Origin of the sequence: Pseudobacteroides sp., from assembly GCF_036567765.1 — a bacterium.
GTDB lineage: Bacteria > Bacillota > Clostridia > Acetivibrionales > DSM-2933 > Pseudobacteroides.
Genome location: NZ_DATCTU010000122.1, coordinates 1 through 25,191 on the forward strand (window position 1 = coordinate 1; position 25,191 = coordinate 25,191).

The 25,191-nt window shown below is 38.3% G+C and carries 8 protein-coding genes and 1 tRNA gene; 5 read left to right on the top strand and 4 right to left on the bottom strand.

Annotated features, from left to right (window positions below; all coding sequences use genetic code 11):
• Nucleotides 1–939 precede the first annotated feature (939 nt).
• Nucleotides 940–1,155, top strand: coding sequence for a hypothetical protein (locus tag VIO64_RS20505; protein WP_331921611.1), 216 nt, complete (start codon nucleotides 940–942; stop codon nucleotides 1,153–1,155).
• Between the two features lie 272 nt (nucleotides 1,156–1,427).
• Nucleotides 1,428–3,221 (top strand): GmrSD restriction endonuclease domain-containing protein, encoded by a 1,794-nt coding sequence (locus VIO64_RS20510; protein WP_331921612.1) that lies wholly within the window; start codon nucleotides 1,428–1,430, stop codon nucleotides 3,219–3,221.
• Nucleotides 3,222–3,305: 84 nt separating this feature from the next.
• Here VIO64_RS20510 and VIO64_RS20515 read toward each other — a convergent pair whose 3' ends face one another.
• From VIO64_RS20515 to VIO64_RS20530, 4 genes are all read right to left on the bottom strand, one after another.
• Nucleotides 3,306–4,244, bottom strand: coding sequence for a tyrosine-type recombinase/integrase (locus VIO64_RS20515; protein ID WP_331921613.1), 939 nt, complete (start codon nucleotides 4,242–4,244; stop codon nucleotides 3,306–3,308).
• A gap of 138 nt (nucleotides 4,245–4,382) precedes the next feature.
• Nucleotides 4,383–4,474 (bottom strand) — tRNA-Ser (locus tag VIO64_RS20520).
• A 109-nt stretch (nucleotides 4,475–4,583) separates the two neighbouring features.
• Nucleotides 4,584–7,445 carry a S8 family peptidase gene (locus VIO64_RS20525; protein WP_331921614.1) on the bottom strand — a complete coding sequence of 954 codons (2,862 nt, stop codon included), beginning with the start codon at nucleotides 7,443–7,445 and terminating at the stop codon, nucleotides 4,584–4,586.
• A gap of 14 nt (nucleotides 7,446–7,459) precedes the next feature.
• Nucleotides 7,460–19,744 (bottom strand): S-layer homology domain-containing protein, encoded by a 12,285-nt coding sequence (locus VIO64_RS20530; RefSeq protein ID WP_331921615.1) that lies wholly within the window; start codon nucleotides 19,742–19,744, stop codon nucleotides 7,460–7,462.
• A 317-nt stretch (nucleotides 19,745–20,061) separates the two neighbouring features.
• On the opposite strand from VIO64_RS20530, the gene VIO64_RS20535 reads away from it, so the two are divergent.
• The 3 genes from VIO64_RS20535 (at nucleotide 20,062) to VIO64_RS20545 (ending at nucleotide 25,131) form a co-directional block, all read left to right on the top strand.
• A complete protein-coding gene (locus tag VIO64_RS20535) occupies nucleotides 20,062–21,810 on the top strand; it encodes an ABC transporter ATP-binding protein (protein WP_331921616.1) in 1,749 nt (582 codons plus the stop codon).
• Between the two features lie 2 nt (nucleotides 21,811–21,812).
• Nucleotides 21,813–23,894, top strand: a complete 2,082-nt coding sequence (locus tag VIO64_RS20540; protein ID WP_331921617.1) for an ABC transporter ATP-binding protein — start codon at nucleotides 21,813–21,815, stop codon at nucleotides 23,892–23,894.
• A gap of 166 nt (nucleotides 23,895–24,060) precedes the next feature.
• A complete protein-coding gene (locus VIO64_RS20545; RefSeq protein WP_331921618.1) occupies nucleotides 24,061–25,131 on the top strand; it encodes an AI-2E family transporter in 1,071 nt (356 codons plus the stop codon).
• Nucleotides 25,132–25,191 lie beyond the last annotated feature (60 nt).

The following is a 25,191-nucleotide window of genomic DNA, read 5'->3' on the forward strand; positions in this document are numbered from 1 at the left end:
GGTGACTCTTGCATTCCGCATAGGAACCGCCGGAGGGGTGTACCGTACGGATATTATATATATATATATATATATAGTATTCTGCCCCCTACCCCCATTCTTGTTCAGTGTTCATAGTTAGTTACGTGCTAAGCTTCGAATAAATCTTTGCAAAACTAAACCTTCTCAATGTATAGGCAACAATATTTGATTTTTGCAACCACCTAATAAAAAAATTTTTTAAAATGTGTTTTGGATAGTATAATATCCGTACGGTACACCCCTCCGGCGGTTCCTATGCGGAATGCAAGAGTCACCCTTCGGGTGTCTCTCTGATTGTATGACCTAACCCGGTTATTGGTAAATTATCCTTTTGCAAAGCAATCAAATCGTGATTTTCTTTTTGTTCAAAATTATATAATTTCTTTTGCTAAGCAAAGAACAATGTGACTTATATAATTTAATAGGTCACATTGTTCCAAAATGATATGTTTTCTCTTAAATTGATAATAAGTAATAGAATTACTAATCCGGATTATAAAAATGGCTATATACTCCTGAACACTAGGAATATGCAGTGTTCAGATGTCGTCCTATTTAAATAATATTAAAATCTTCGAAAGGTACTTTTTAATGTGTTTTGGATGCTTTGCAATTGGAAACATATGGGTTAGGTTAGGTTTTTCGGTATAAAGTAATATTATATATTCTAATTAGAATATTTTTAATTTCGAATAACTAAGATAAATACCATATATTATTTTATGCCGAAAAACCTAACCTAACCCAGTTATTAGAAATTATATTATTCTCTTCTGCAAAACTAAATGGAATATATGTATATTAACATAAACAAAATAATTGTATGTTACAATATATGTTATGTTTCATACAGGCTTGTAACTAGGTTTTGCAAGGCATATAATTATAATATATCAATCAAACGGAGGTACAAAACGCATGGAAAAAGTAATCAAACTTGCCAATCAATTAAGGCCTGACACAAACATTAAGATAACTATTGATACAGTAGATAATGACACGTTTATACAAATTGACAGCATTGGTATATTTGATGATGTAGAAGTTGAGACACTTGTAAAACATCACTTTAACCTAAATAATTATGATACAGCTATTAATATGGTAATACAAACATTGCAATGCAACATATGAACATCCAACTTGATTGTTACTATACTTAAGCTCATGTAATCATGACCACCTGCTTAGCAGGTGGTTTTCTTTACATAAAAATAAAAAAGAGGATTGAATACAATCCTCCTTTTTATGCCGTTTTTGGTGGCTTTTGAGGGTGCATAAAAACTATAATGATTAATTTCTATAATAATCTTCCTTTACTAATCATTGTTAGTTTTATAAAAAACATGTATAATAAAAATGCAATACATATGGATTTATTCTTAATGCTTAATGGGGGGATAAAAATGACTGATATTAAACAAGATTTATTAATTAGAAGTGAAAATATACAAAGAGTATATCAGATGTATAAAAATGAAATATTTCTAGTTAATAGAAAATATCAAAGAAAATTAGTTTGGAACATCGAAGAAAAGAGAGCTTTTGTAGAATCAATAATAAAAGGATATCCTGTACCCCTGTTTCTTTTTGCTGAAATTGTTTATGGAGAAGATGATAAGTTTGAAATTATTGATGGCATGCAAAGACTTAATGCAATATCATCATTTATTGAGCAAGAATTTGAAATTAATGGTGAATACTTTGACTTAGAAACTATGGTTGAAACAAAACTACTGTTAGATAAAAAAGTATTATTTCAAAAAATCCCCAAGCTTTCAAGAGATATTTGTACAAAAATTGCTAGCTATGTTTTACCATTTTCAGTTTATAAAAAGGAGAACTCTCGTGAAATTGATGAAATATTTAGACGAATAAACTCTGGAGGGAGACAATTATCTAAGCAAGACATTCGTCAATCAAATTCCCTTGGAAAATTCGCAGATGTAGTTAGAAAGATTTCTGCAAAATTTAGAGGTGATGATTCCCAATCTGATGAGTTAATTTTAAATAGTATGAAGAGCATTAGTATATCAAACAAAAATTTAGATTACGGAATTAATGTTAATGAGATTTTTTGGGTAAAAGAAGGTATTATTCCACGAGAAAAAGTTCGTCAATCATTAGATGAAGAAATTGTAGCTGATATGTTAGGTTATGTACTTCTAGAGAATAAATCTACTGCAAATTCTGAACTATTAGATAACTACTATGGGATTTTTAATACTCCTACTCAAAAAGAACGTTATTACTCTTTAGAAAGAAATCTAAAACAAAATTCTGAATTAATTATCGAACGCTTCATTATCATCCTTGATGAACTAAAAAAGCTTAGCATGGTTGATACTTCAAAAAACCTAAAGACTATCTTATATCCTGATAAGGAGGCAAGTTACTATATACCTAGACCATTTCAAATAATTTTTATAGCAATATATGAACTGATATTCATTGAAAATTTGGTTATAGATAGCTACGACAAATTAAAAAATAAATTAATAGGTATTGGTAGACATATTAATATAAGTGCAGGTGGAAACTGGAGTGGTGCTAGTAGAAAAAGGAATATCGAAGATATAAAAGCCTTGATAAAAAGTGCATTCCGTATTAAAAGTGATAGTGATATAGAAAATCCTGCAATTGATAGTTGGTCTACAAAATTAGAAAACATCTTAATGCAGTCATTTACTGAACAAGCCTTGTATGATTTTAAACAAGGTTTTCATAGACTTGATAATATTGGAGATTTTGATGTAAGTATTATTCACAAAATTACTAAAACGTTAACTGCTATGGCAAATGCTAAAGCTAATTCTAAAGGATATATTATTGTTGGAATTGCAGATGACGAAGAAGATATGAAAAAGTCATGTAAAAAATACAATTCAGATTTTATTAAATACAATAAATTTTATATAACTGGGCTACAGGGCGAAGTAGATAAATATCACAATTCAAATTATGATTCCTATTATAATGTAATTTTAAACTATTTAGAAAAAGAATTAGTTGAAAAAGAATTTTTAGATAATGTAATTGTACGGTTAATAAATTATGCGGGTAAAGCATTAGTTATTTTTGAAGTTGCTTCTGGAAAACGTCCCTATGCTTATGATAATAAATTCTATAGCCGAAAAGGTTCAAATGTCGAAGAAATCCCTACAAACAGGCTTCATATATTATTCTCAAGATTTTCCTAGTTAGATTTATTTAAAAGTGCTTCAGACGTTTATTTGAAGCACTTTTATTATTACATCGCCCTATCGAAGATATTCTTTATTGTTCTATTTTATTCTAATGGGTTTTCCTTTAGATTTATTAATATTTTCCAATGGATTAAAATTATCAAAATCCTTCTTTAGGTCATTTGTAAACATATTGACGTATTCTTTAACTATCTCAATACTCCTATGACCTAGAATCTTTTGAAGCCTAAAAACATCACCACCATTTAATATAAACATTTTTGCAAAGGTATGACGAAATAAATGCATTGATGTTTTATTTATTCCCCTTTTATTATTATACCTTGCTATGCTCTTTGTGCAGGAATTTTCAGTAAATTTTTGCCCATACGAATTACAAAATAAATAATCTTCCGGACTTTCTCCCTGTCTTATTTCCAAGTATTCCATGAGTATTTTATTTATTGTTTTTGATAAAGGTAAATGCCTTTCACGCCTTGATTTACCCTGTTTTACCTTTGTAATGGCTTCATCTAAATCAATATCTCCAATACGGATATTTACAAGTTCACCAACTCTTACTCCTGTAGCAAGTAGAAAATTAACTATAACCCAATCCCGGTATTCGCTAAAATCGCACTTTTTAAAATCTGGCTTGTCAAGAAGCAGCTTTAATTCATGTTCCGTATATGTTTCCTTAATTGTTTTATTAGCTTTTATCAGGTTAATTTTAAACGAATTACAGTACCCAAGACCTTGAAAGAAATAAATTATTGCTCTGACAGCTCTTATGGCAGTATTAATTGATATGTCGTTCTGATTGCCAAGGCCTTTTAAATGTATAATATAAGTATTTATAAGGTCTTTGTTTATGTCCTTGATAAGCGTAATATTATCTTGTTTTAAGAATGCCATAAACTTATTCATATAAGCATTATAATAAATAATTGTTTTTTCGGACAAGTTTTTTACTTTACACGTGTTGATGAACTCCTTGTATCCTGCCTCAATTGTCTTTCCATTTGTATCCTTTTTCATAGTGATTTTCTTTGCCATTTTTACATTCCCCACTTCATACGATTATGATTTTTTTATTAAAAAATCGTGTGGACTGCAAAAAAGCTACAAACAAAAAGTCAAGTATCTCAAACCCTTGAAATACTTGACTTTACTTACTGGCGGAGAGAGAGAGATTCGAACTCTCGGACGGGTATTAGCCGTCACACGATTTCCAGTCGTGCGCCTTAGACCAGCTCAGCCATCTCTCCACAAATCATATTAATTTAACACGCTTATACATTTTACAATATCATTGTTATTAAGTCAACACCCAAATTATATTAATTTTAAATTGTAGCACGTTCACTCAATTATAAACTACAATTTTGCAATATCACAATATCGCTGAAGGATTGCTGCAACTTCAGCACGAGTTGCTGTGCCTGCCGGATCCAGTATGGATTTGGTTTTGCCGCTTATAAGTTTGCAATCGACAGCCCAGCTCATTGCTTCATATGCCCATGATAGAACATCTTCCTTATCATGAAAATTATTCAATATATCCTGTGAAGTCATTTTATTGATATCGCTTTTCTTCAGGTACTTATCATAATTATGTAATATAACTGCTGCCTCCTGTCGAGTAACCGGTTTGTCAGGTGCGAATTTCTTGTTGTTTATGCCAAAAACGATTTTATTGAAATATGCCCAATTAACGGCATTTTCGTACCATGCACCCTTTGACACATCTTCAAAGATGTCTGATGAATCAACTTGAGGCTTTCCAGCTATACGGTAAAGAACTGTTATAAGCATGGAGCGTGTCATGGAGGCATCCGGTGCAAAAATTTTATCGGATAGTCCGTTGAAAAAGCCCTTTTCGCATATAAAAGCCACAGAGTCAAAGTACCAGTCAGTTGCTTTTACATCTGTAAACGGATTGATCCAACCACCAGATGGTAGTTTGTTGCTGACTATATCAGCTGTATTACTTATCACTAAAGCGTTTTGCTCGTCCGTGTTATCTGTGTGCTTGTATATACTATTATTATCTTCCTTTTCACTTGTTGAAGCGGTAGCATGGATTTTGCTTTCGCCTGAGCCTGAATAACCGTAGCCGCTTTCATTGGGAGAAACAGGCAAAATGACAGTGGTATCAGATACTACGGAGGGTGTTGGGGTAGATGCTGTGCCTCCACTTATAGGGGTAACGGGGTAGGTTATAATATTAGCTGGAACCGGATTTACCCATATCGACACAGTCACATCAAGAGTACTCTCAAAAGGTCCGTTTTTTCCTCTGATAGTGAGTATTACAGACTTTCCGGCATCACTTTCTGATGGAGTGTATGTGAGTGTTTTTTCAGATATTTCAGCCTTGCCTGTACCACTGGATGAAACTATGCTGTAAGCAGTTTCTGCGTTTACATCATTAAACCATGAGGCAATATCTTGCCACAAATATGGAGTAACCTTGATTTTGCCATCACTGGAAGCAGGTGTTGACTCTCCCGTGGGTAGAGCTCCTTTTGCTGAAGGACGGGCAAAATGTGATAGTGTAGCATTAACCACATATGTAGTGGACTCACCTTCATTTGTAACATCAAATGTCCAAGTATCGGGGTTTTCACCTGATTCAGTATCAGTAACGGAAGCACTGTCGCTTGCAGGAACAACAAGGAAATCGGATGCCATTATCTTGCTATGGTTTGATGGAAGTGTAACGTTATAAATAGTGTTGCTGGATTCATAAACCTCAGCGGTGACTCCCTGGACAGTTATAGATTTTACAGCGGTAGTCGTATTCATTTCCCATTTTGCAAAGTATTTCACATCACCTACTGAATTGTCGGCAACCTTTGTGATGCTGTTTCCGGTGAATGTAGGGTCGTCATACCATCCTGCAAATCTGTAACCGTTTTTTACAGGAATAGGTAGGGTTGCATCTGTCTTTCTGTCTATCCTATATGCAGCTGGATAATCAGTTCCGGCAGTACCGCTAATGGTACCGCCGCTGCTATTGTATGTTATTTTATAGTCTTTTGTAAGTGCTTCTGCCATTAGCCTTGCATTCACGATACCGTATCCATATGATGTATCGTAGCCATCACCGGATTGGTCATCTACAGCACAAGCCATTAGAAGCTTCTTAAATGCACTGCCGTCTATTGACTTATTAACTTGCTTTGCCATGGCTGCCAGGGATGTGACAAAGGCTGCAGCATAGGAAGTGCCTGTAACTGAGCTTATATAGGCATCGGAAGCTGAATTTCCCAAGCCGGGTAACCCAACGCCGGGAGCGGTTACAAATACACTGCTGTTTCTTTGGGAATGGGGATGAACAAGTCGCTTGCTATCCACCATGCCAACTCCCACAACACTTTCGAATGCAGCAGGATAGTTAAGGGAAGTTACATCGCCGTTATCTCCGTTTCCCACAGCAGAAACCAGTATAATGCCCTTCTTGGCAGCAATATCAATTTGCTCTCGCAGAGAGGTTGCAAGGCTTGAGTTTGTTCCGCCAAAGCTCATGTTTATAACGTCAGCATTTTGTTTTACAGCATATTCAAGTGCACTTACCACATTTGATGTACGAGTGGTTTTGGAATCAAAACATCTAAGCTCCAGAAGATTAACCTTATCTGTAAGACCAGCAATTCCTTTGCCATTATTGACCTGTGCAGCTATGATGCCGCTTACAAAGGTACCGTGGCCTGTGGAATCTGTGCCATAATCAGAGGTATCACTCCCTATAAAGTTGTATCCGCTGATTGAGACTCCGGCCAAATCCTCATGGCTTATATTGACACCCGAATCAACTACTGCAATAGTAACACCATTGCCCCTAAGACCTCGATCCCATGCACTGCTGATTTCAAGTGAATCCATATACCACTGGCTTGAAAACATTGGGTCGGGTGTGAGCAGAATTTTGTTGTCAAGAAGACTTACAATGCTATCCGGTTCCACGTATTCAACAAACCCTGCGTCAATGTAGCTTTGTATAGCTTCCAGGCTATCAGTGGTATATAAGTCCTCCGTATAGGGGATATGCTTGATACTGCTCGCATCCCCTACTGGAAGGATTTCCGGTGAATCATTCTTCAATTTGAAAATATAGCTTTTATTTTTTATTTCCATTCTTCCTGCTTCTGCAGCATGTACATGGACTATGGGAATAGTCCATGTACTAAATATTATTGCAGTAACGAAGGCAAGAACACGAATTAGGTGCTTCATTTGTTTCCTCCAGCTTATTTTCCTTTTCTTAATCCAGCATTGATCATGTTCATATAAATTGTGGCAACTTCTGCACGGCTTACTTTTCCTTGCGGATCAAAGAGGTTGCCGTTTTTGCCCTTAATAAGTCCGTATTGGTAGCAAAGGTTTACAGATTCTTTAGCCCAAGGGCTTATCTTGCTGCTGTCTGTGAAATTTTGAATATTTGCAGACTTAGCAAACTCAATGCCAAACTTCTTTATATAACGGTTGATAATTGTACACATCTGTTCACGTGTCATCATTTCATCAGGTCGGAATACTTTGTAGGAATACCCGCTTATGATGCCATTTTCCGAAGCCCATCCTATATAAGGGCTGTACCACGCATTGGACGGAACATCACTGAAGGAGCTATTGGGATATTTTTTTATATCTACTCCTGCAAGGCGTCCAAGAGTTGTGACAAACATGCCTCGAGTCATATGTCCATCAGGATCAAATGTATTTTTGCCTGTGCCCTTAAAAAGCTCATGGGAAGCTGCAAATGAAACTGCAGCGGCACCCCAGAAGTCAGCTGACACATCACTAAAGGTGTATGTATTTTTAACCACTGAGTATGTTCCTTTTGATGAAGCAATATACATAAGACCATCTGTTGATACTAAACTCCAAGGTATGATCTGGGCCTTGCCGTCTTTACCTGTATAGGCTATTACATAGTCTTGTGGTTTTGCCGGAATCTGATAGTTTAATAATGCCATTGAGTTGAGATTATCACCCTTTGATAATGTGCCCTTTGGTATTTGCATGAGTAGGTTCTTACCGGTTATAAGTATGTTTTTACTTGAATTATAGTTTATTATTTTATCTATTGACTCATTATCGATGCTCTTGATTTCATCCGGTACTGTAACAGTTACCCAATTATCTTCAACCTTGTACTCTATAACCGGAACAGTACCAGGTTTTTTCTCATCATCTTCATCATTCTCTGTTTCTGTTATGTTATTTCTGTAGATATAGTAATCAACGTAAACTATGGATGAATTTGCATTTTCCCATAGAGTCGGGTCAGCGGAAAAAGCCGCATTAGACTTGTCATTAAGTTGCTTCCTTTGATCTTCTAATGCCTTATTGGAAATTGCCAGAGCATCTTTTGCTTTTGTTAGTTTGTCACTGGCATCAGAGGTTGCCTGGGCTTGGGCAAAGGCTTTTACAGCATTATTATAGTTGTCTTTAGCTGTATTTAAGTCTTTTTGGGTTGCGGTACCGTTTTGAACAGCCTCCTTGGCTTCATTCCATAGCTTAAGCATATCAAGGATAGTTGCATCGTTATTGACAGCAGCCAAGTATTCAGCCTGAGCAGCAGCCTTGTCGGCAGCAGCGGCATTGTTCCAGTTTTGGAGAGCCATACTTATGTTGTTGATATAAGTGTTTACAGATTCATTTATTGATGCCACTGTAAGAGCTTTCTCAGCATTAGCTACATTTGATTCAGCGGATACAACATCATCATAAAGCTTTCCAAGATTATGGAGATCGGCACTTGAAACACCTGCCATCGGCCGAACGGCTACCTGATAATAACCGTAGGTCAAATCCTTGTATTTTTTAATATTGAGGTCGGTCATCGGCATATCAGGGGTTTCCCACACTGCACCCTTGGACTCCACATCCGATACCGGTATAGGAGATGGATTAATGCCCGTACGTGGAAGAATTGCAAACTGGTATGTACCAAGTGCATCCTTACCGCCCGATGCAGTTAGTGTGATTGAGCCGTCTTTTGGAGCATAATTGGTTGAACGTGTTTTTTCTGTTTTAAAGGTTATATAGTCATCATTTACAGTCAATGACTTTTTGGATATAACCTTGATATTATCCTTATCCTGAGCATCACGTACATATATGGCGTAATCATCGGGTGAAAGATCTGATATAACAGGATCATCCTGCCATTTAAGATTCTTAAGCCATTTTGTATAATCCCCATTATTCTGAGCAATTGCTTTTGCTGCATCAGCATATCTGGAAGCATCAGCGGCTTTTACAGCAGCAAACTGGTAAGAACCGCGATAAGTATTGACCATCGGCACGGATTTTGAAGCATCATATAGACCACCAGTTATAAAATTGCTGTCTATGGTGATAAATCCGTTATTTTTATCATTGTTCCATGAATTACTTACTTTGAAAACATTAGCAGATGTAATGTCTATTGGGAAATCCTTTACTGTTATGGAGCTATTGTTGTAGTTTCCGGCCATATCCTGAGCATATAGGGTGTACTTTCCTCCAAATGTTACAGGGAATGTACCTGCTATTCTGGTCAAACCCTGCTGGAAGGAAAGGGGATAATCGTTTATGGTTGCAGTCTTGATGGAGGAAAGTATGGCACTGCTCTTGGCAACACTCCAAGAGAGTGACCTATTTGTATTTTCAGCAGCCTGGTTATCCGGGCTTATCTCTTCAAGGTGTACTGTGGGCTGATTCACATCCATGCGATCCATCAATAGAATCACTGAACTCCATGTGCCATCTTTGGCTGTTGCAGTCACCTGATAGTAGCCGTTGTTGCTGACCAAAAATCTTCCGTCACTTTCAGCAGCAATGTTTGAGATATCCAAGGTTGTTTTGTTTGCAGCAATATCTGTTTTGGTGCTGATATAGTTAGCAGCCACATCATTGATAGGGGAGCCGCTTACCTTACCCGGCACTGCATTTGCACTTAAATAAGCAGTTTGACCCTGATTTATATACTCTCCGTTTTGGATATCCTGGCTTCCTATCTGGAATTTAGCAGTTACCGAAGGAGCATCCCCAACCGAATTTTGTGATATTGTACTGTTGAACCAGTCAACTGTAATGGACTGAGCAGTACGATTGCCGGATGCATCAATAGCTGCAACTGATATGGTTCCATTTTCATTTACTGGTATGTTAAATTGCCAGAAGCCGTTGTCATTTTTAACCAGACCAACTGGGGTATTATCATTTAAGGTAACAGATGATAAATTGCCGTCATCCAATATATAGCATGTAAGATCAACGGCAATATTAGTTCCGCTCTTTATTGATGCAGTTTGAGGGAAACTTCTGTTCCAGTAAATCCGTGGTGAGTTATCGTCATCTGAAGGCGTTGGTACCTGGTCACCTGCAAATTGCTCTACAAGCTTATCAAACTGTGCAGTTTCCGAAGTAACTGTTATTGTGACAGTGTGAGGATAATTTGTTTTGTTGGAGCCAAAGTTGACCCTTGACTTTGTGTTTCCTCCAGCAGCGGAAATATCAATACCATTACTGTTAAATCCAGGGAAAGTGCTCTTCACATTTACACTTCCATTAAAGTACAAATCAAGTGATTCGGCAACTGTTGTAAAGCTGAAAGAGCTGTTTTTATCGCCATAAGACAAATTTGACAGGTATGGTGCATTTTCAGTTACACCTGTACCCCAAACGGGGATGTTTCCTTTGAATTTCCAGCTCTGGCTGATGGTTGATGCCTTGTCATAATTGGATCCATCAGCGTTTTTAAAGCTGAACATACTGTTATCATTATAAATATTTATACCTTCACCATATTCGGTTACCGTATATGTTATAGCTTTAGTGGTGTTGGTAGCAATATCTTTTATATGTATAACCCCGGTTCCCTCTTTAGTTGGTGTGATTACCAGTGTTCCTGTTGTATGGCCTTTTGAGAAATTGCCTGTGTCTTTGTAATACAGAACCCCCAGGTTCCTAGCATTGTCAGAAGCATTGGAAATCTCAGTTACTGTGATGACAGGTGCTCTTTCTTTTGTTGTGGCAATTGTAACTGGCAGTCGCATTGTGTTACCCATTGCAAGGGTAATTCTGTCGGCAGTATTGAAGTAGGTGGTATGCTCTATTTGGGTTGATCTAAGGTTATTGATACTGTTATATTCACCGTGAACTGCCTCAAGCATACCTGTGTTGAAGGACTTCACTGTATCTGCATCACTGAAAATTTCAACATTGAGGTTAAGACTTCCTGTTGCACTTCCTTTATAGCAGCTGGCAGGGACTACCAGTGTACCTGTTACAGTACGCCCCTTACCCTTACTTATATTTCCTCCATCACTTGAATTGTACAGGTAAAGTATTCCGTTTTGCTTATTTGTATCTGTTGATGCTCCAAGAAGCTTCAACTCTTCCTCTTTTGAAACTGTAAGGTTGGTACCTGCTATTCTTAAGTCTAGCGGTGAATATGTGATTTTTCCGCTGCTGTCTTTCCCTGTCTCATATGTAAATTGGACATAGGCATTATCAGCAGTCGCACTTCCACGGTTTCCAACCTGGAAATCCACATTCAGCACAGCATTTCCATTTGAATCTATGCCGGTGCTTTTTATTGAAAAATGCTCGAATCCAAGCTCCGGCTTTGGAGATACAACCAAAGTACCGTTTTTACCGTCAGATGATAGTGTGGTTGCATTAAATGCTTTTGAGGAATATGAGGCATCTTCTTCCACAGTTATATAGAAGACGCTACCGCTTGGAAGATCCTTGGTAAGTGCTGCACTCGTTCCGCTAAGTTCGACTTTTTGTCCTGAAGCTATGTTCTGGGTAATTTTCCACGTATTAAGGTTTGTAGAAGCATTGTCAGGTGTCTTAATATTAAGCTTAACAGTAATTGGGTTGGATGCACTTCCCCTGATCGAAACATCACCTGTGTTTACGAAGGATATGGTTGGCCTTAGCTCTGAACCAGCAGAGAAATCGTAGCTTGCGAAGGTTGCTTTATCTTCACCTATGCTTTGAGCTCCAACCCCATAGCTGATAGCATATATACCTACGGTTGAGTCACCGTCAGGTCCAAGGGCTTTTTCACCATTAACTGTATATTCTTTCAGTTTTGTAAGGCTTGCCTGAGTGATTACCAGCAATGTATCCTTTGTTGGGGACGGTGTATCACCGGCAGCAATCAATTCTGCATCATCCATGCCAAGCAGTGATAAATCTGTTGGTTCCTTTGATATGCCAAACTTGGATGAAAGTTTTTTGTATTCCGGCGATGTTGTATCTGAAGCTTTATCGTCATTTGACAAGGCTGAAACTGTATTGGCATCAGCTGAAAGTCCTAATGCAATCTGGAGATTTGTAAATTTAAGCTGATCCATGGACCCGCCTGCGTACCCGTTAAGTTTCCCCAGATAAGCATTTTGGGCATCATCTTTAGACCATCCTTTGGAAATACTATCCTCATAAACCTGCATGTTCCTCATTGCAAGCATTGTTCCAACGCCCCAAGTATTAGTGTTGGGATCATATTTGGATAAATACACTGCATTATTACCGGTATTGGCAACTGCACCTGTATATACAGCTGAGATGTTGCCGGCACCGTCAGCACCAATTGTTACTTCAGCACGGCCTGTTGTTGTTTGCTGTGCAGGACTGCCATCATCTCCTGTCATGTTTTCTGGGGTAAAGAATGGGTAAAGTGTTCCTGTTCCAGATTTCACTATATTATTAAGTTCTGCTTCAGGTATTATGTAGGTTGAGCCGTTCATTTCGAACAACAGGAAGTTTTCTGCCGTATCGGAAGACAGCTGCTGAATGCTTTCTCCTCCTGTAAGCTGACCAATCTTGCCCTTCAGAAATTGAAGGTTTGCAAAATACGGATCGGAATATGCCTTCGATAGACTTGCGTTTTTGTATACACCGTCTTTTCCGCCCTTATTCCGGTCATAATCTACCAATATTTTAATAAGATATGGCGTCTTTAAAGTAACTGTTTCATCAGCGTTTACAGTTGCTGTACGAATATACAGCCTGCGTATGGTTACAAAATCCTGTGCCTGAATCTCCTGCTGACTTGTGGTATATGCAATATAGTACGTGTCACCTATTTTCTTTGTTTCAATATTATCCAGTGTCTGGTTGGCAGAAATTCCCACACTTGTAATCTTACCGTTTACACTTGCAGATAATTGGGTGCCCTTACCGTAGGTTTCCCAAAGCCCGGTCTGATAAAGCAGGCGGTATTGGCGAATGGATTCTGAAGCATCGCTTCCCGGATAAGAATTATTTAAATAGGAAGTATAGTCCGAAACCATTTTTTTAAGCTCTGTGTCATTATAATGTACCGCTTGTGCATAGAATACAGCCGAGCCGTCCCCTGATGAATCGGGCACATACACAGTAGAGCCTGGGGCACTGCTTATAACTTTGGAGGCGGTGAAACCTTCTGTGCCGCTGTAGGATGATTTAACTGTAAAGGAGGCTTTTTTGATTACAGTATTCTTTGCTGCCTTTGTTGCTCTGCTTTGAATATAGTTGTTATAATTATCCACTGATGCAAAGTAGTCATACCAAGCTTTTGCAGTATCGTATTCCTTCTTTTTCACAAGATAATCATCGTATGCCTTTTTCTTTCCATCATATTGGGTGTAGTCAGCTAATGCAACATCATAGGCACTTTTTGCCTCTTCATAAGTGCTGTACTTTTTATTGAAGTCGGTATCCGACTTATAATAATCCGATTGCACCGGTTCTAAGGGTTTGGAACCTGGATCTGCAACTACTTTTGGCTCTTCAGGTACAAAACCTGTGTTCTTGTAATTTGTTACATCCATTTTTGTTCCGTCAGTGAGTTGGGGAACATTGGATGTGGGCTTGGTCAATATTGTTGGAGCAGTTGCTGATGCACTTCCATAGCTTATCCATGCAGCATTTATGTTATTGCCGTCTGCCCAGGCATTGAAATCAAGGTCCCCTGTTCCATCATCGGTTTTGCCGTCTGTGGTGTCAAGGAGAATATAAGGTGCTAAACTAAGCTCGTTAACCGGGTTAACAAGACCATAGCTTTCCTTGCCGTTTGCAGAAGTAACTCGAAGCTTTGACATAACAAGCATGCTGTTGTCTACTTCGTTTGCAGCTCCTTTGCGGCCGTACGTATATATAACATAGTTGTCCTTTCCAACGGTTACAACCTTATAATCGTAGCCTGTCAATAAGCCGTCAGCCAGCTTGAAAGCATCTCCAGAGCTGCCGTAGCCTGAAAGCTGGAAAGGAACATTGCTGTCTGTGGGGTTGTATGATAATGCCGTTAGCTCATCGTCTCGATGTGGTTGATAAATTTTTTGGGTAGCTTCGGTACTTCCGGGAAGCTTAATCCTCACTCCGGCATTTGTTGTGTTTCCTTTTGTGTCGGTCATGGAAAGGGTGCCTATATCACCGCCAAATGTATCTCCCAGTGCAGACCATTTGTGTTTCCAGCCATCCTTCTTGTCATATGTGATGCTATACTTTATAAGATCCATCTCATAGCTGAATAATAGTAAAACCACCCTGAAACCAAGTCCAAGGGAAAAGTCAAACTCATCAAAGCTAAATCCTTCATATTTTCCTGAATATAGGCCTGTTGCAGTATCATATTCCTTTTCGTATGCACCAAGAGTCATTTTGCATCCAACGCTGATTTTAATGAATACTTCAAACTTCATTATTTCTATGCCTATTCCTGCACCTGCTTCCACAAATGCCTCAGGAGAAATTGTCATACCGTTCCAGTAAACGTCACTGTCGGCATCTACTACTCTTGCAACACGCTTAATTGTAGTTTTTTCCAGAGCTACCAGTGTAACTTGGTATTTGCTGCTTAGCTTGTTGCCATCCTGCTTTTTAAGAGTTACAGTTACCGGGTCGTCACCTTCAGACTTTATATAACCTTCCTTGAATCCTGACAAAGTACTCTTTAAACCAAGTTTTCCGGAGAAAGTAACATTAAATGCTTTATAGTCTGTATCAAACTTATACGTCTGGCCAGGATTAAGAATCATCTCTGTTGACAAAGCAGCAGTTGGTTCTTCCTTTGGATCACGGTCAACAGTCAAACCTGTGCCAATTTCAATGCTGATACCCACAGTGACATAAACATAGACAATGGGGCATGGGGTGAGCCTATACTGCATTTTGTATTGAAGCTCTGCTGCTATGGCAGCTGAGAATTGACTGAAGTAAAAGGCATTGTCAATGGGATTGTATTTAAATAGGAACGCGAGGGAAACTGAGAAATCCACTGAAAATGAACTGGACTTCATCTTGCCGTTATCTTTGGCATTTGCATAAGAATCATCTGCACCTTTGGCAGTTTCCATGCTTGGGTTTCTAAGAAAGTTTTTGAGTTTTCCCATATCTTCCATGTTAGCTGCGTTTGCTTTTTTAGGTCCAAACCAGTTGCTTTCTGAGGTTGAAGAGCCGGAACCGCCAGATCCTCCAGACCCTCCAGATCCTCCAGAAGAACCTGTACCGCCCGTACCGGCATCCCCGTTGGAATTATATCCACCTAAAGGTATACCGATCGAGAAGCCAACCTCATAGCCATTCATGGTTATGGTTATATAATCCGAAACACCAATTTCGGCAACTGGGAGCTTTGTTCCAATATCAAGGTTGAATTCCGGGAATTCATTTCCTGATTGCCCCATATCAACACCTGACTCTGGAGTAGATGAGCCGTTTTGTGCCTTAAGATAATCAGAATTTTGATATGAACCGCTGGAGCTATGGCTTACAGTCTCAGGATCCGGTATTTCGGAATCATCAAGGAGTGAGACTCCTGCTTTTTTCTGTTCCTGGACACAAAGAGCAAAGGTGTCGTCGCTTGTAAAGGATCCAAGATAGTTATTGATTTTTGCAGCAGCATCCTCGGCACCATCCTTGTATGTTACTACACCGGTATTGGTATCGATACCGGCAATTTCAGCAATCGGTATATTGTCTCCTGCAAGGCTGTGGGGTATAAATATTGGGCTTGGATTTGCAAATTTACTGCGTAGGTTGCCGTGATAATCCGGTGTCCATGTAAAGGACTTCCCTGAGAGCTTTGGTGGATTGCGGTCTCCTCCAAGAGGAATATCCACAGTTGACAATGTACTTGCCTCTGCCCCGTACATCAGATGATTGTCTGACGATACGGCATAATCACTCTCGTTTTGAGGTATAGAGTTGTTTATATAGCTCCTGCTCTTACCACTTATGATGTAACGGTACGCCTTTTGTTCTGAAGTAAGTTTCGCATATTGGTTGGGGTTTGTTACATCTGCTATAAAGGCAGGAATTACCTGTGCATAGTCATTGGAGTTAGCTCCTGCAGGTGCAACCAAGCTGCGAGGTGTCATGGTATAGAAGGTTTTAAGGAAATACTGCCTATAGCCCGCAATTTGCCCCTTTGAATCGTACATAGGAACAGGTGCAAAAACGCTTTCGTCGTAGTCGGTACCTTTGTTTAGGAAATATATAAACTCATCTACATCGTTTCCTTTACTGTCTTTATCCAAGATAAAATAACCTGTTTGCTTGTTAAAATATCCGTCAATTCTTCCATTGCCATTTTTATCAAGATACAATCCAGTTTGAGAAATGCTTGTGGTCATATCGTTTGCCGCAGTTATATAATTTTTCTCATAGTACCTGAAATCAAGTGATGCTGTTGACAGGTTCCTCATTTCAAGATATATTTTTTCATTTCCATAAAAGGATTTGCCGTCCAAAATGATAATGTCATCTGATGGGAGGTTAAAGTTAATCCAATGAATGTTCTCAATATTGGAAGGATACTTTATAACTCCAGTAGTATCGGTCCCTGTCAAGTCACTCTTGTTGATATTTTTTTGTTTATATGTAAAACGGTTTGCGGAAGTTTTATCAGTTTCTGAATATCCTATTGTAATAAAGTTTGAACCATGTGATTTAAATTTGTCAATGGTTTCTGTTATTTTGTCGGTATCGATACTGTTTAAGACATTACCATCCACATCCTTCAATCGTTGGACAGAAGGACGAATATCTATCTTAAATTCCTGACTCCTAGTCATAACAACATTTATGGTATAAGTATCGGTTAGGGAAGATTGTGTAAATCCATTCCATATCATATTAATATTGTACCTGTTGCTTCCAGCTTCCTTTTTCCCGGTGGCTACAATCTTACCGCTGGAATCGGTGAGGTAAACTCCATAATCAAGGGTCGAATCCTCGGTTGCAGGCTTGTAGCTTGCAGTGGATTTTAGCTCTACCTGAATAGTGGAGCCTACGTAGAGCTTTCCTGAACCATCCACACCACCGCTTCCGTTTACTATGGATACGGTAGGCTGAATGGATTTGTAAACGCCGGAGGCTTCAGTAAGCTGGGCAGAACCTGAGGGCGAACTGTCGCTGTCATTTGCTGTATAAATACGCAGCCCAAACTTGTTGTCAAATTTACGGCGTACAAGGTATCCATCGTTTAAAGCAGCCAAAGCATTACTTTTGCCGTTATGTGCATCGTATCTCTGTGTTCCGAGGCGTAATTTGCCTACGTTATCGCCTACATTCCAAGAACTGTCAATAGACCCGGAAGTATACCATCTTAGAGTATAACCATCCCACCAATTTCCTGATGTACTGTGATTGGCATTAACATAAGCGTGTTGCTCACCACTTGACTTCAAAATCTGAAAATAAGGATAAACATATTCAAGGCCATAAAGAAATAAATCTCCATCACTTGCCAGTGAGGCATTCCATGAAAATGTACCGTAAAATCTTGAATACATGGCGGACCCATATGGAATGGTTAATTCTCCCGATGAATTACCTTTTGATTCAAGTTTCCAACCATTGCCGTCTGCGGATCCACCTGTCCAGCCTGATTTGTAGAGGCCGCTCAGTGTATCTCCGTAGGATTGATTGCTTTTATTGGCTATGTATGTCCTGTCCATCCACCTGTTTATAGGGTTGGAAAAACTTATGCTGCCAAGTGAATAATTATATGTAAATGCCTTGATTTCTCCATTCTTATCATCTTTATCCGGATAAACAATTGTAGCCGATGGAGAATCCTTTTTATTTTTAATCTCGGTTCCGCCAACGGTGGCAAGCTCTGTTGGTGCCAACGAATCTGGGGCTTCCGTAGTATTACCCGTTGCATCGATAACGTCTTTATCATATAACATTGTGGCCAGATTCTTTTTAGACTCAGCCGCTGTATTGTATAGATAAACAGTTGCTGTGGTATCGGTCAGAGAACAAATTTTGTTTGTGTCTCCTTTGAGGTTTGAAATGGTGACAGTAAAGCTAACCTTCTCATTTGTAGCTTTTCCGTCATTTATGAGGGGAATTTTGATAGTTTGTTCATCAATATCCGAATAGAAGTTCAGCGTGCCTGATGATGAACCGTAATCCTTTCCTGCAACGGCTGTGCCATCAGTTGTGCTGTAATCCACAGACAATACTGTTTGATTTCCGCCTGTGCGTTTAACTATAAGGTTAGCTGTCCCGGATGCCTTATCCACTGTAACACTCTTTACATCAAATCCGATTTGGCTTGCAGTTGAAGCTTCATTTTCTTTTATGTGAAGCATCAAGGTATTTGCCGCATCATAGAGTGAACCACCCTCACAGCCCACAATGGTAAACGTTCCGAACTTATCAGGTTCTGACTTGGTGTTATCCTTAGATGAAACATATATATCCTTCACCCATTCATCTTCAGCAAAGGTCACTGTGAATGCGTATCCTGCATATTTATCCGGGCTATCCATTGGAACAACAGAATAAGTTGTCGGCGGGTTTAGGTCTATATCAGCGGGAGGAGTGCCTATGACTTCCTGTTTGGTATATTCATAAGCCACACCTTTAGCAGAGTCGGAGCAGTACGCTGTCCCTTTAATGGTGAATACACATCTTACGTCATATTTTAAATAATCGTCTTTTGAAATGGTAAATTCATTATTGGTTGCTCCAGTAACTATCTTCCATGCATTATCCGCGAAAATATACCATTGATATGATTCTGCATCTTTTGCAAGGTTAAGATGAAGATCACCCTTCTCATCTATCTTGCCTGTACTGATTCCCACTGCCGGGGAAGGCTTAATGGGGTCAGGGTCCTTTCCAAGAGTCTGGTACTTGGTAATAGGTAATGGATCTTCAACCCTAATTGAAATATCTGAAGAGCCTGCTGCATTGCTATAGCTTTTTACCCCTTCTGCAATATCTGTTATTGCCGGCACATAGTTTATCACGGCTGAAGCCCGCCCTTTTGTTCCTCCAAGCCTATAAACGGTTATTTTGCCTTCACCGCCTTCATTTACCGTCAGTTCACTGGTACTGAATGCAAAGGTTCCGTATGGGAATTTTGTTTCCCAACTGGAATTTGTTATAATGGTATTTCCATTTTTATCTTTAATGGAAATACCCTCGCTTTTTTCCTTATAATATGCCAGTGCATCAAGAGGCATTGATGTAAACAGCATAAGAATTGAAACTACTAGTGCCATAATTTTGATAAATATCCGTTTGGTTTTCATATACTCCCTCCAAAATTAATATAATTTTATGATTCTATTTCAACACACTACCTTAATATGCTAACTTTAACACAAAGTTTTTGGTATTTATATACTCTTTAGCATATTAATTAAAAAAACTTTCTTAAATAGAAGTCTATGTTTGCATGAAACCTCTGTAATTATTTTCTATGTACCACAAAATTTATTGTTGAACCAAAATTTTTTAGAGGTAGAGCAATTTTCCAAACTATATTAATTTCTAAATTGTATTGTAATTTACCGATTTAGTGCTAGAATGATAGTTGAAATAAAATCACAGATTAGGAATAACAATTATGAAAGAACTAAGATATATAAAAGACGTTATACTAAAATGCAAATATAAATATGTTGCAGGGATTATATGTATTTTTATGGTAGATATACTTCAGATGGTCTTGCCAAAGGTACTAGGAGTTCTTACGGACAAACTCAAATCCGGTGATTTTACCAAAGATGATCTTGTTACCTACTCCCTCCTTATTGTTGTGGTTTCAATCAGCACTGCAATATTTCGTTTTTCATGGAGATATCTGGTCTTCGGGGTATCAAAGCTTATTGAAAAGACTCTTAGGGAAAGGCTTTACGCACAGTATCAAAGGCTTTCACCAACCTATTACAATAATCACAAAACCGGTGATTTAATGTCTCATGCTACAAATGACATTGACAATATAAGAATGATGGTGGGTCAGGGCGTTGCACTCGCATCGGACAGTCTTCTTCTTCCTGCAGCGATACTTGTAATGCTTGTCCTCACAGCTGGCTTCAAAATGACCTTGGCAGCCTTTAGCCCCATGATTTTTTTGATTATAGTTGTGGTAGCTAATGTAAAGAATATGCATTTGAAAATTAACAAAATGCAGGAAGCAATATCCGACCTTACCGAGAAAACCAGGGAAAACATTTCCGGCATAAGGGTTATAAAATCTTTTGTGCAGGAAAGCGAGGAGCTTGAAAAATTTAAAAAGTCCAATCTGCATAACAAGGAAATGAATCTTAAGTTTGTCCGCATAATGAGCACTCTTCATCCCCTGGTTATGGCCATTTCATACCTTACCTTCGCAATTACCCTACTATATGGAGGCCTCAAGGTTATTTACGGTGAAATAACTCTCGGTGAGTTTGTAACATTCGCAGGATATCTTTTGCAGTTGATTTGGCCTATAGCAGCTTTAGGTTGGGTTACAAGCATATTTCAAAAGGGCATAGTTTCACTCAAAAGAGTTAACATACTGATGGATGAAAAGCCCGATATAATTGACTCAAAAGATTCACTATCCAAGGATGATCTCCAATGGAAGATAGAAATGAAGGATTTGAACTTCACTTATCCTGGCAGCCAGAAGCCCTCACTTAAAGGCATTAATATTTCTTTGATGAAAGGCAAAACCCTTGCAATATGCGGCAGAACAGGCAGCGGCAAAACAACACTAATAAACCTTATACCAAGGCTCTATAATGTTAATCCGGGGACTTTATTTATTGATGATATGGATATAAACAAAATTTCGCTGCTGTCCCTCAGAAAAAACATAGGATATGTCCCGCAGGACACAATACTTTTTTCTGCAACCATAAGAGAAAACATCGGCTTTTTCCGGGACTCTGATGAAGAAAGCATCATAAAGGCTGCAAAAGCTGCAGGAATTCATAACGATATAATGGATTTTCCAAGGAAGTATGAGACTATAGTTGGAGAACGGGGGGTGAACCTTTCAGGAGGTCAGAAACAAAGGATATCAATAGCCAGGGCTCTTTTAAGTAATCCGTCACTTCTTATTCTTGATGATTGCCTGTCAGCCGTGGATACCCATACCGAGGCACAAATATTAGGTGCCTTAAGGGATATAATGTCGGAGAGAACCAGTATCATGGTTTCCCATAGGATATCAGCCGTTAAAGATGCTGATGAAATAATAATGCTTGATGAAGGCCGTATAATTGAAAGAGGAAATCATATTTCTCTCCTTGATCAAAAAGGGGTATACTATGAGCTCTATCAAAAACAGCTTCTTGCTGAAAAGATTGAGGAGGAGGAATAAAAATGCCGGAAGAAAATCTTGGCTTTCTTGAAGAAGAAAATTTAGGAAAAAATTATGACTCAAGGCTTATGAAAAGGCTTCTTAAATACGCCAAACCATACAGGCTGTTTTTTGCCATATCTATGATTCTTCTTTTTGCAACAACCCTGACAGACCTCTCTGGACCTCTCATTATGAAAAAGGTTATAGATGATTATCTTTACGGCTACACAAAACCTCTTATAGCCACTTCAGCCGCTCCAAATGAGAAATCAATCGATGGCAAAAAATTTGCCCAGACTGATGGTGATTTAAAGAATACGAATTCTGACAGCATTTACTCAATGATCTATGAAGGTAAGAAAGCATATCTGGTTAAGGGTTATTTAAAGAATAATGCTAACTTATCCGGTTCCATAATAAGTGACCCATCCGGCAAAGGATTGTCCTATAAAACAAAAGACGGCAGTTTCCCTGCCAGAAGCCTTTCTAAAGATGAAATCAAGCTTCTGCGTTCTAAAGACATAAGCTCTGTAAAGTTATTTGCCTTCCTGTTTATTGGCGTTATAGTTATAGGATTTTTGCTAAACTTCTTGCAAATATCACTTTTAAGCTATACCAGCCAGACAATCATTTTTAATATGCGAATGGAAATATTCAATCACATTCAAAGGCTACCTTTAAGCTTCTTTGATAAAAACCCTGTAGGAAGACTTGTCACAAGGGTTATAAGCGATACTGAAAACCTTAACGAGATGTACACAAATGTACTGGTAAACCTTATAAAAGATATATCAATTTTGGTGGGAATATCCATAATTATGTTAAGCCTTAATTTCAAGCTCGCACTAATTGTTCTAGCTGTTCTACCAATTGTATCTGTGGCAGCGGGTATATTCAGAATAAAGATACGTGCCATATACAGGTCTGTAAGGGTAGCATTGGCCAGAATTAATGCCGCCATGTACGAAAACATATCAGGTATGCGAATAATACAGGTTTTCGGCAGGCAAAAAGAAAACTTTAAAAAGTTTGAGGACATTAATACAACCTATTATAAGGCCGGAATGAAAGAAGTTGTGGCCTTCGGTCTATTCAGACCTTTAAATGACCTGGTATCTGCATTATGCCTGTCAGTGCTGCTGTGGTTTGCAGGCGGGGATGTAATAAGCGGAAGCCTTCAGTTTGGTGTAATGTTTGCCTTCGTCAACTACATCACCATGTTCTTTCAGCCCATTAACGATTTATCCGAAAAATACAACATACTTCAATCTTCTATGGCCTCCTCAGAAAGAATCTTTCTGATACTTGATACTCCTGCAGAAGAAAATGCCGGGTATGATTTACCCAAATCAAGTAAAATCAAAGGAGATATCGAGTTTAAAAACGTATGGTTCGCATATAATAATGAAGAATGGGTTTTGAGGGATGTAAGCTTCAAGGTTCCAAAAGGAAAAACCGTTGCTATAGTTGGTGCAACAGGTGCAGGCAAAACCTCTATCATAAATCTAATCAACAGGCTGTATGAAATTCAGAAGGGCGAAATAACCATCGACGGTATCAATGTAAAATCCATAGGCAAAAATTCCCTAAGACAGATGATGTCGGTGGTCCTTCAGGATGTGTTTTTATTTGGGGGAACGATAAAGGACAATATAAAGCTGAACAACAAGTCCATCACAGATGAAATTGTCATATCTGCATCCAAAAATGTAAACGCCCACAAGTTTATTGAAAAGTTTGATAACCGTTATGATGAAGAAGTGAGAGAACGAGGGGCCACACTATCTGCAGGACAGAGGCAGCTTTTAGCCTTTGCAAGAGCTCTTGCCTACAATCCCTCGATCCTGATGCTCGACGAGGCTACTGCCAATATCGATACCGAAACGGAAGCCTTAATCCAAGATGCACTGGAGAAAATAACAAAGAACCGAACAACAATAGTTATTGCCCACAGGCTTTCAACAATCCAGCATGCAGACATGATAATTGTACTTCATAAGGGTAAAATTAGAGAAACAGGAACACATCAGGAGCTTTTAGCTAAGAAAGGAATGTACTTCAATCTTTATAATTTGCAGTACAAAAATGATAACACCATTTAGAAAACCGTTAATTAGTGATATATAATCCAATGTATTTGTTTATATTTGCAGCCTATAAATGTAATACTATATCATATTTTATATTTTAATATTGAACATGGCAGTTTATTCCGATATAATGTTATAATACCCTGAAAACTACTTATATGGGAGGTTAATCGTATTAATGGAAATCATAATCAGTTTTTTCAAAAAAGACTCCACAAGAAGAATTATCGTACTTATCATACTTACACTATTTTTGTACTTTATGCGAAGTATGCTCAACCTTTTCTTGCTGACATTTATCTTTACATACCTTATGCATAAAGCACAAAGCTTTATAAGCTCCAAAATTTCCAGGGTTATCCGTATCAAGCAAAAGGTTGTGACGGTGACCCTATACCTTGTGCTACTGGCAGCTGTTGTGCTAGGCTTATATAACTTTCTGCCATTGGTATTTGATGAGATTAAGAATGTATTAAGCCAGATTAACAAGTATTATAAGCAACTACATGATACTGCCCTGGAAAAAAACATAATGTCCTTCTTGGAACAATTCAACATAAAGGATATAAAGATTATGGATTATTTGGATCAAGGTATAGGATTTGCAGCCAAATCAGCCACTAGCATAAGCAGGCTGGGCCTGGATATTCTTTTATCACTTATCCTTAGTCTTTTCTTTCTCTTGGAAAAAAACAGGATATACAGATTTGTATCAAAATTTAAAACCAGCAAGCTTTCACTTTTTTATTTTGAGATTGAATACTTCGGCAATAAGTTTGTAAACTCCTTCGGAAAGGTTATTGAAGCCCAGTTTGCCATTGCCTTCATAAACTGCATTCTTTCTACAATCATGCTTTATGCTCTAGGCTTCCAGCAGGTTTTAGGCTTGGGACTTATGATTTTTATACTCGGACTTATTCCTGTAGCAGGTGTTTTTATTTCTCTAATACCCCTTAGCCTTATTGCGTTCAATAACGGAGGAATAAATCTAGTTTTATTGGTCTGGCTAATGGTTGCAATTCTGCATGCAATAGAGGCATATATATTAAACCCCAAGCTCATGTCCTCAAAGACAGAACTGCCTGTGTTCCTTACATTTATTATACTGCTTGTAGGTGAGCACTTCTTTAAGGTATGGGGGCTTATAATAGGTATACCCATATTTATGTTTGTATTAGACCTGGTAGACGTGAAAAGCGGAGATGGTGAGCTTAAAAGCCGAAAGCTTTTTAATCGGACAAAAAAGTAACCGAGTAATGTTAAATGTAAAAGCCCTCAAACAGTGCTGTAGCCGGTTTGAGGGCTTTTT

What these genes read in the sequence shown, in the direction of transcription:
- VIO64_RS20505 (WP_331921611.1), top strand. Translation starts at nt 940, where the DNA reads ATGGAAAAAGTAATCAAACTTGCCAATCAATTAAGGCCTGACACAAAC.
- VIO64_RS20510 (WP_331921612.1), top strand. Translation starts at nt 1,428, where the DNA reads ATGACTGATATTAAACAAGATTTATTAATTAGAAGTGAAAATATACAA.
- VIO64_RS20515 (WP_331921613.1), bottom strand. Translation starts at nt 4,244, where the DNA reads ATGAAAAAGGATACAAATGGAAAGACAATTGAGGCAGGATACAAGGAG.
- VIO64_RS20525 (WP_331921614.1), bottom strand. Translation starts at nt 7,445, where the DNA reads ATGAAGCACCTAATTCGTGTTCTTGCCTTCGTTACTGCAATAATATTT.
- VIO64_RS20530 (WP_331921615.1), bottom strand. Translation starts at nt 19,744, where the DNA reads ATGAAAACCAAACGGATATTTATCAAAATTATGGCACTAGTAGTTTCA.
- VIO64_RS20535 (WP_331921616.1), top strand. Translation starts at nt 20,062, where the DNA reads ATGAAAGAACTAAGATATATAAAAGACGTTATACTAAAATGCAAATAT.
- VIO64_RS20540 (WP_331921617.1), top strand. Translation starts at nt 21,813, where the DNA reads ATGCCGGAAGAAAATCTTGGCTTTCTTGAAGAAGAAAATTTAGGAAAA.
- VIO64_RS20545 (WP_331921618.1), top strand. Translation starts at nt 24,061, where the DNA reads ATGGAAATCATAATCAGTTTTTTCAAAAAAGACTCCACAAGAAGAATT.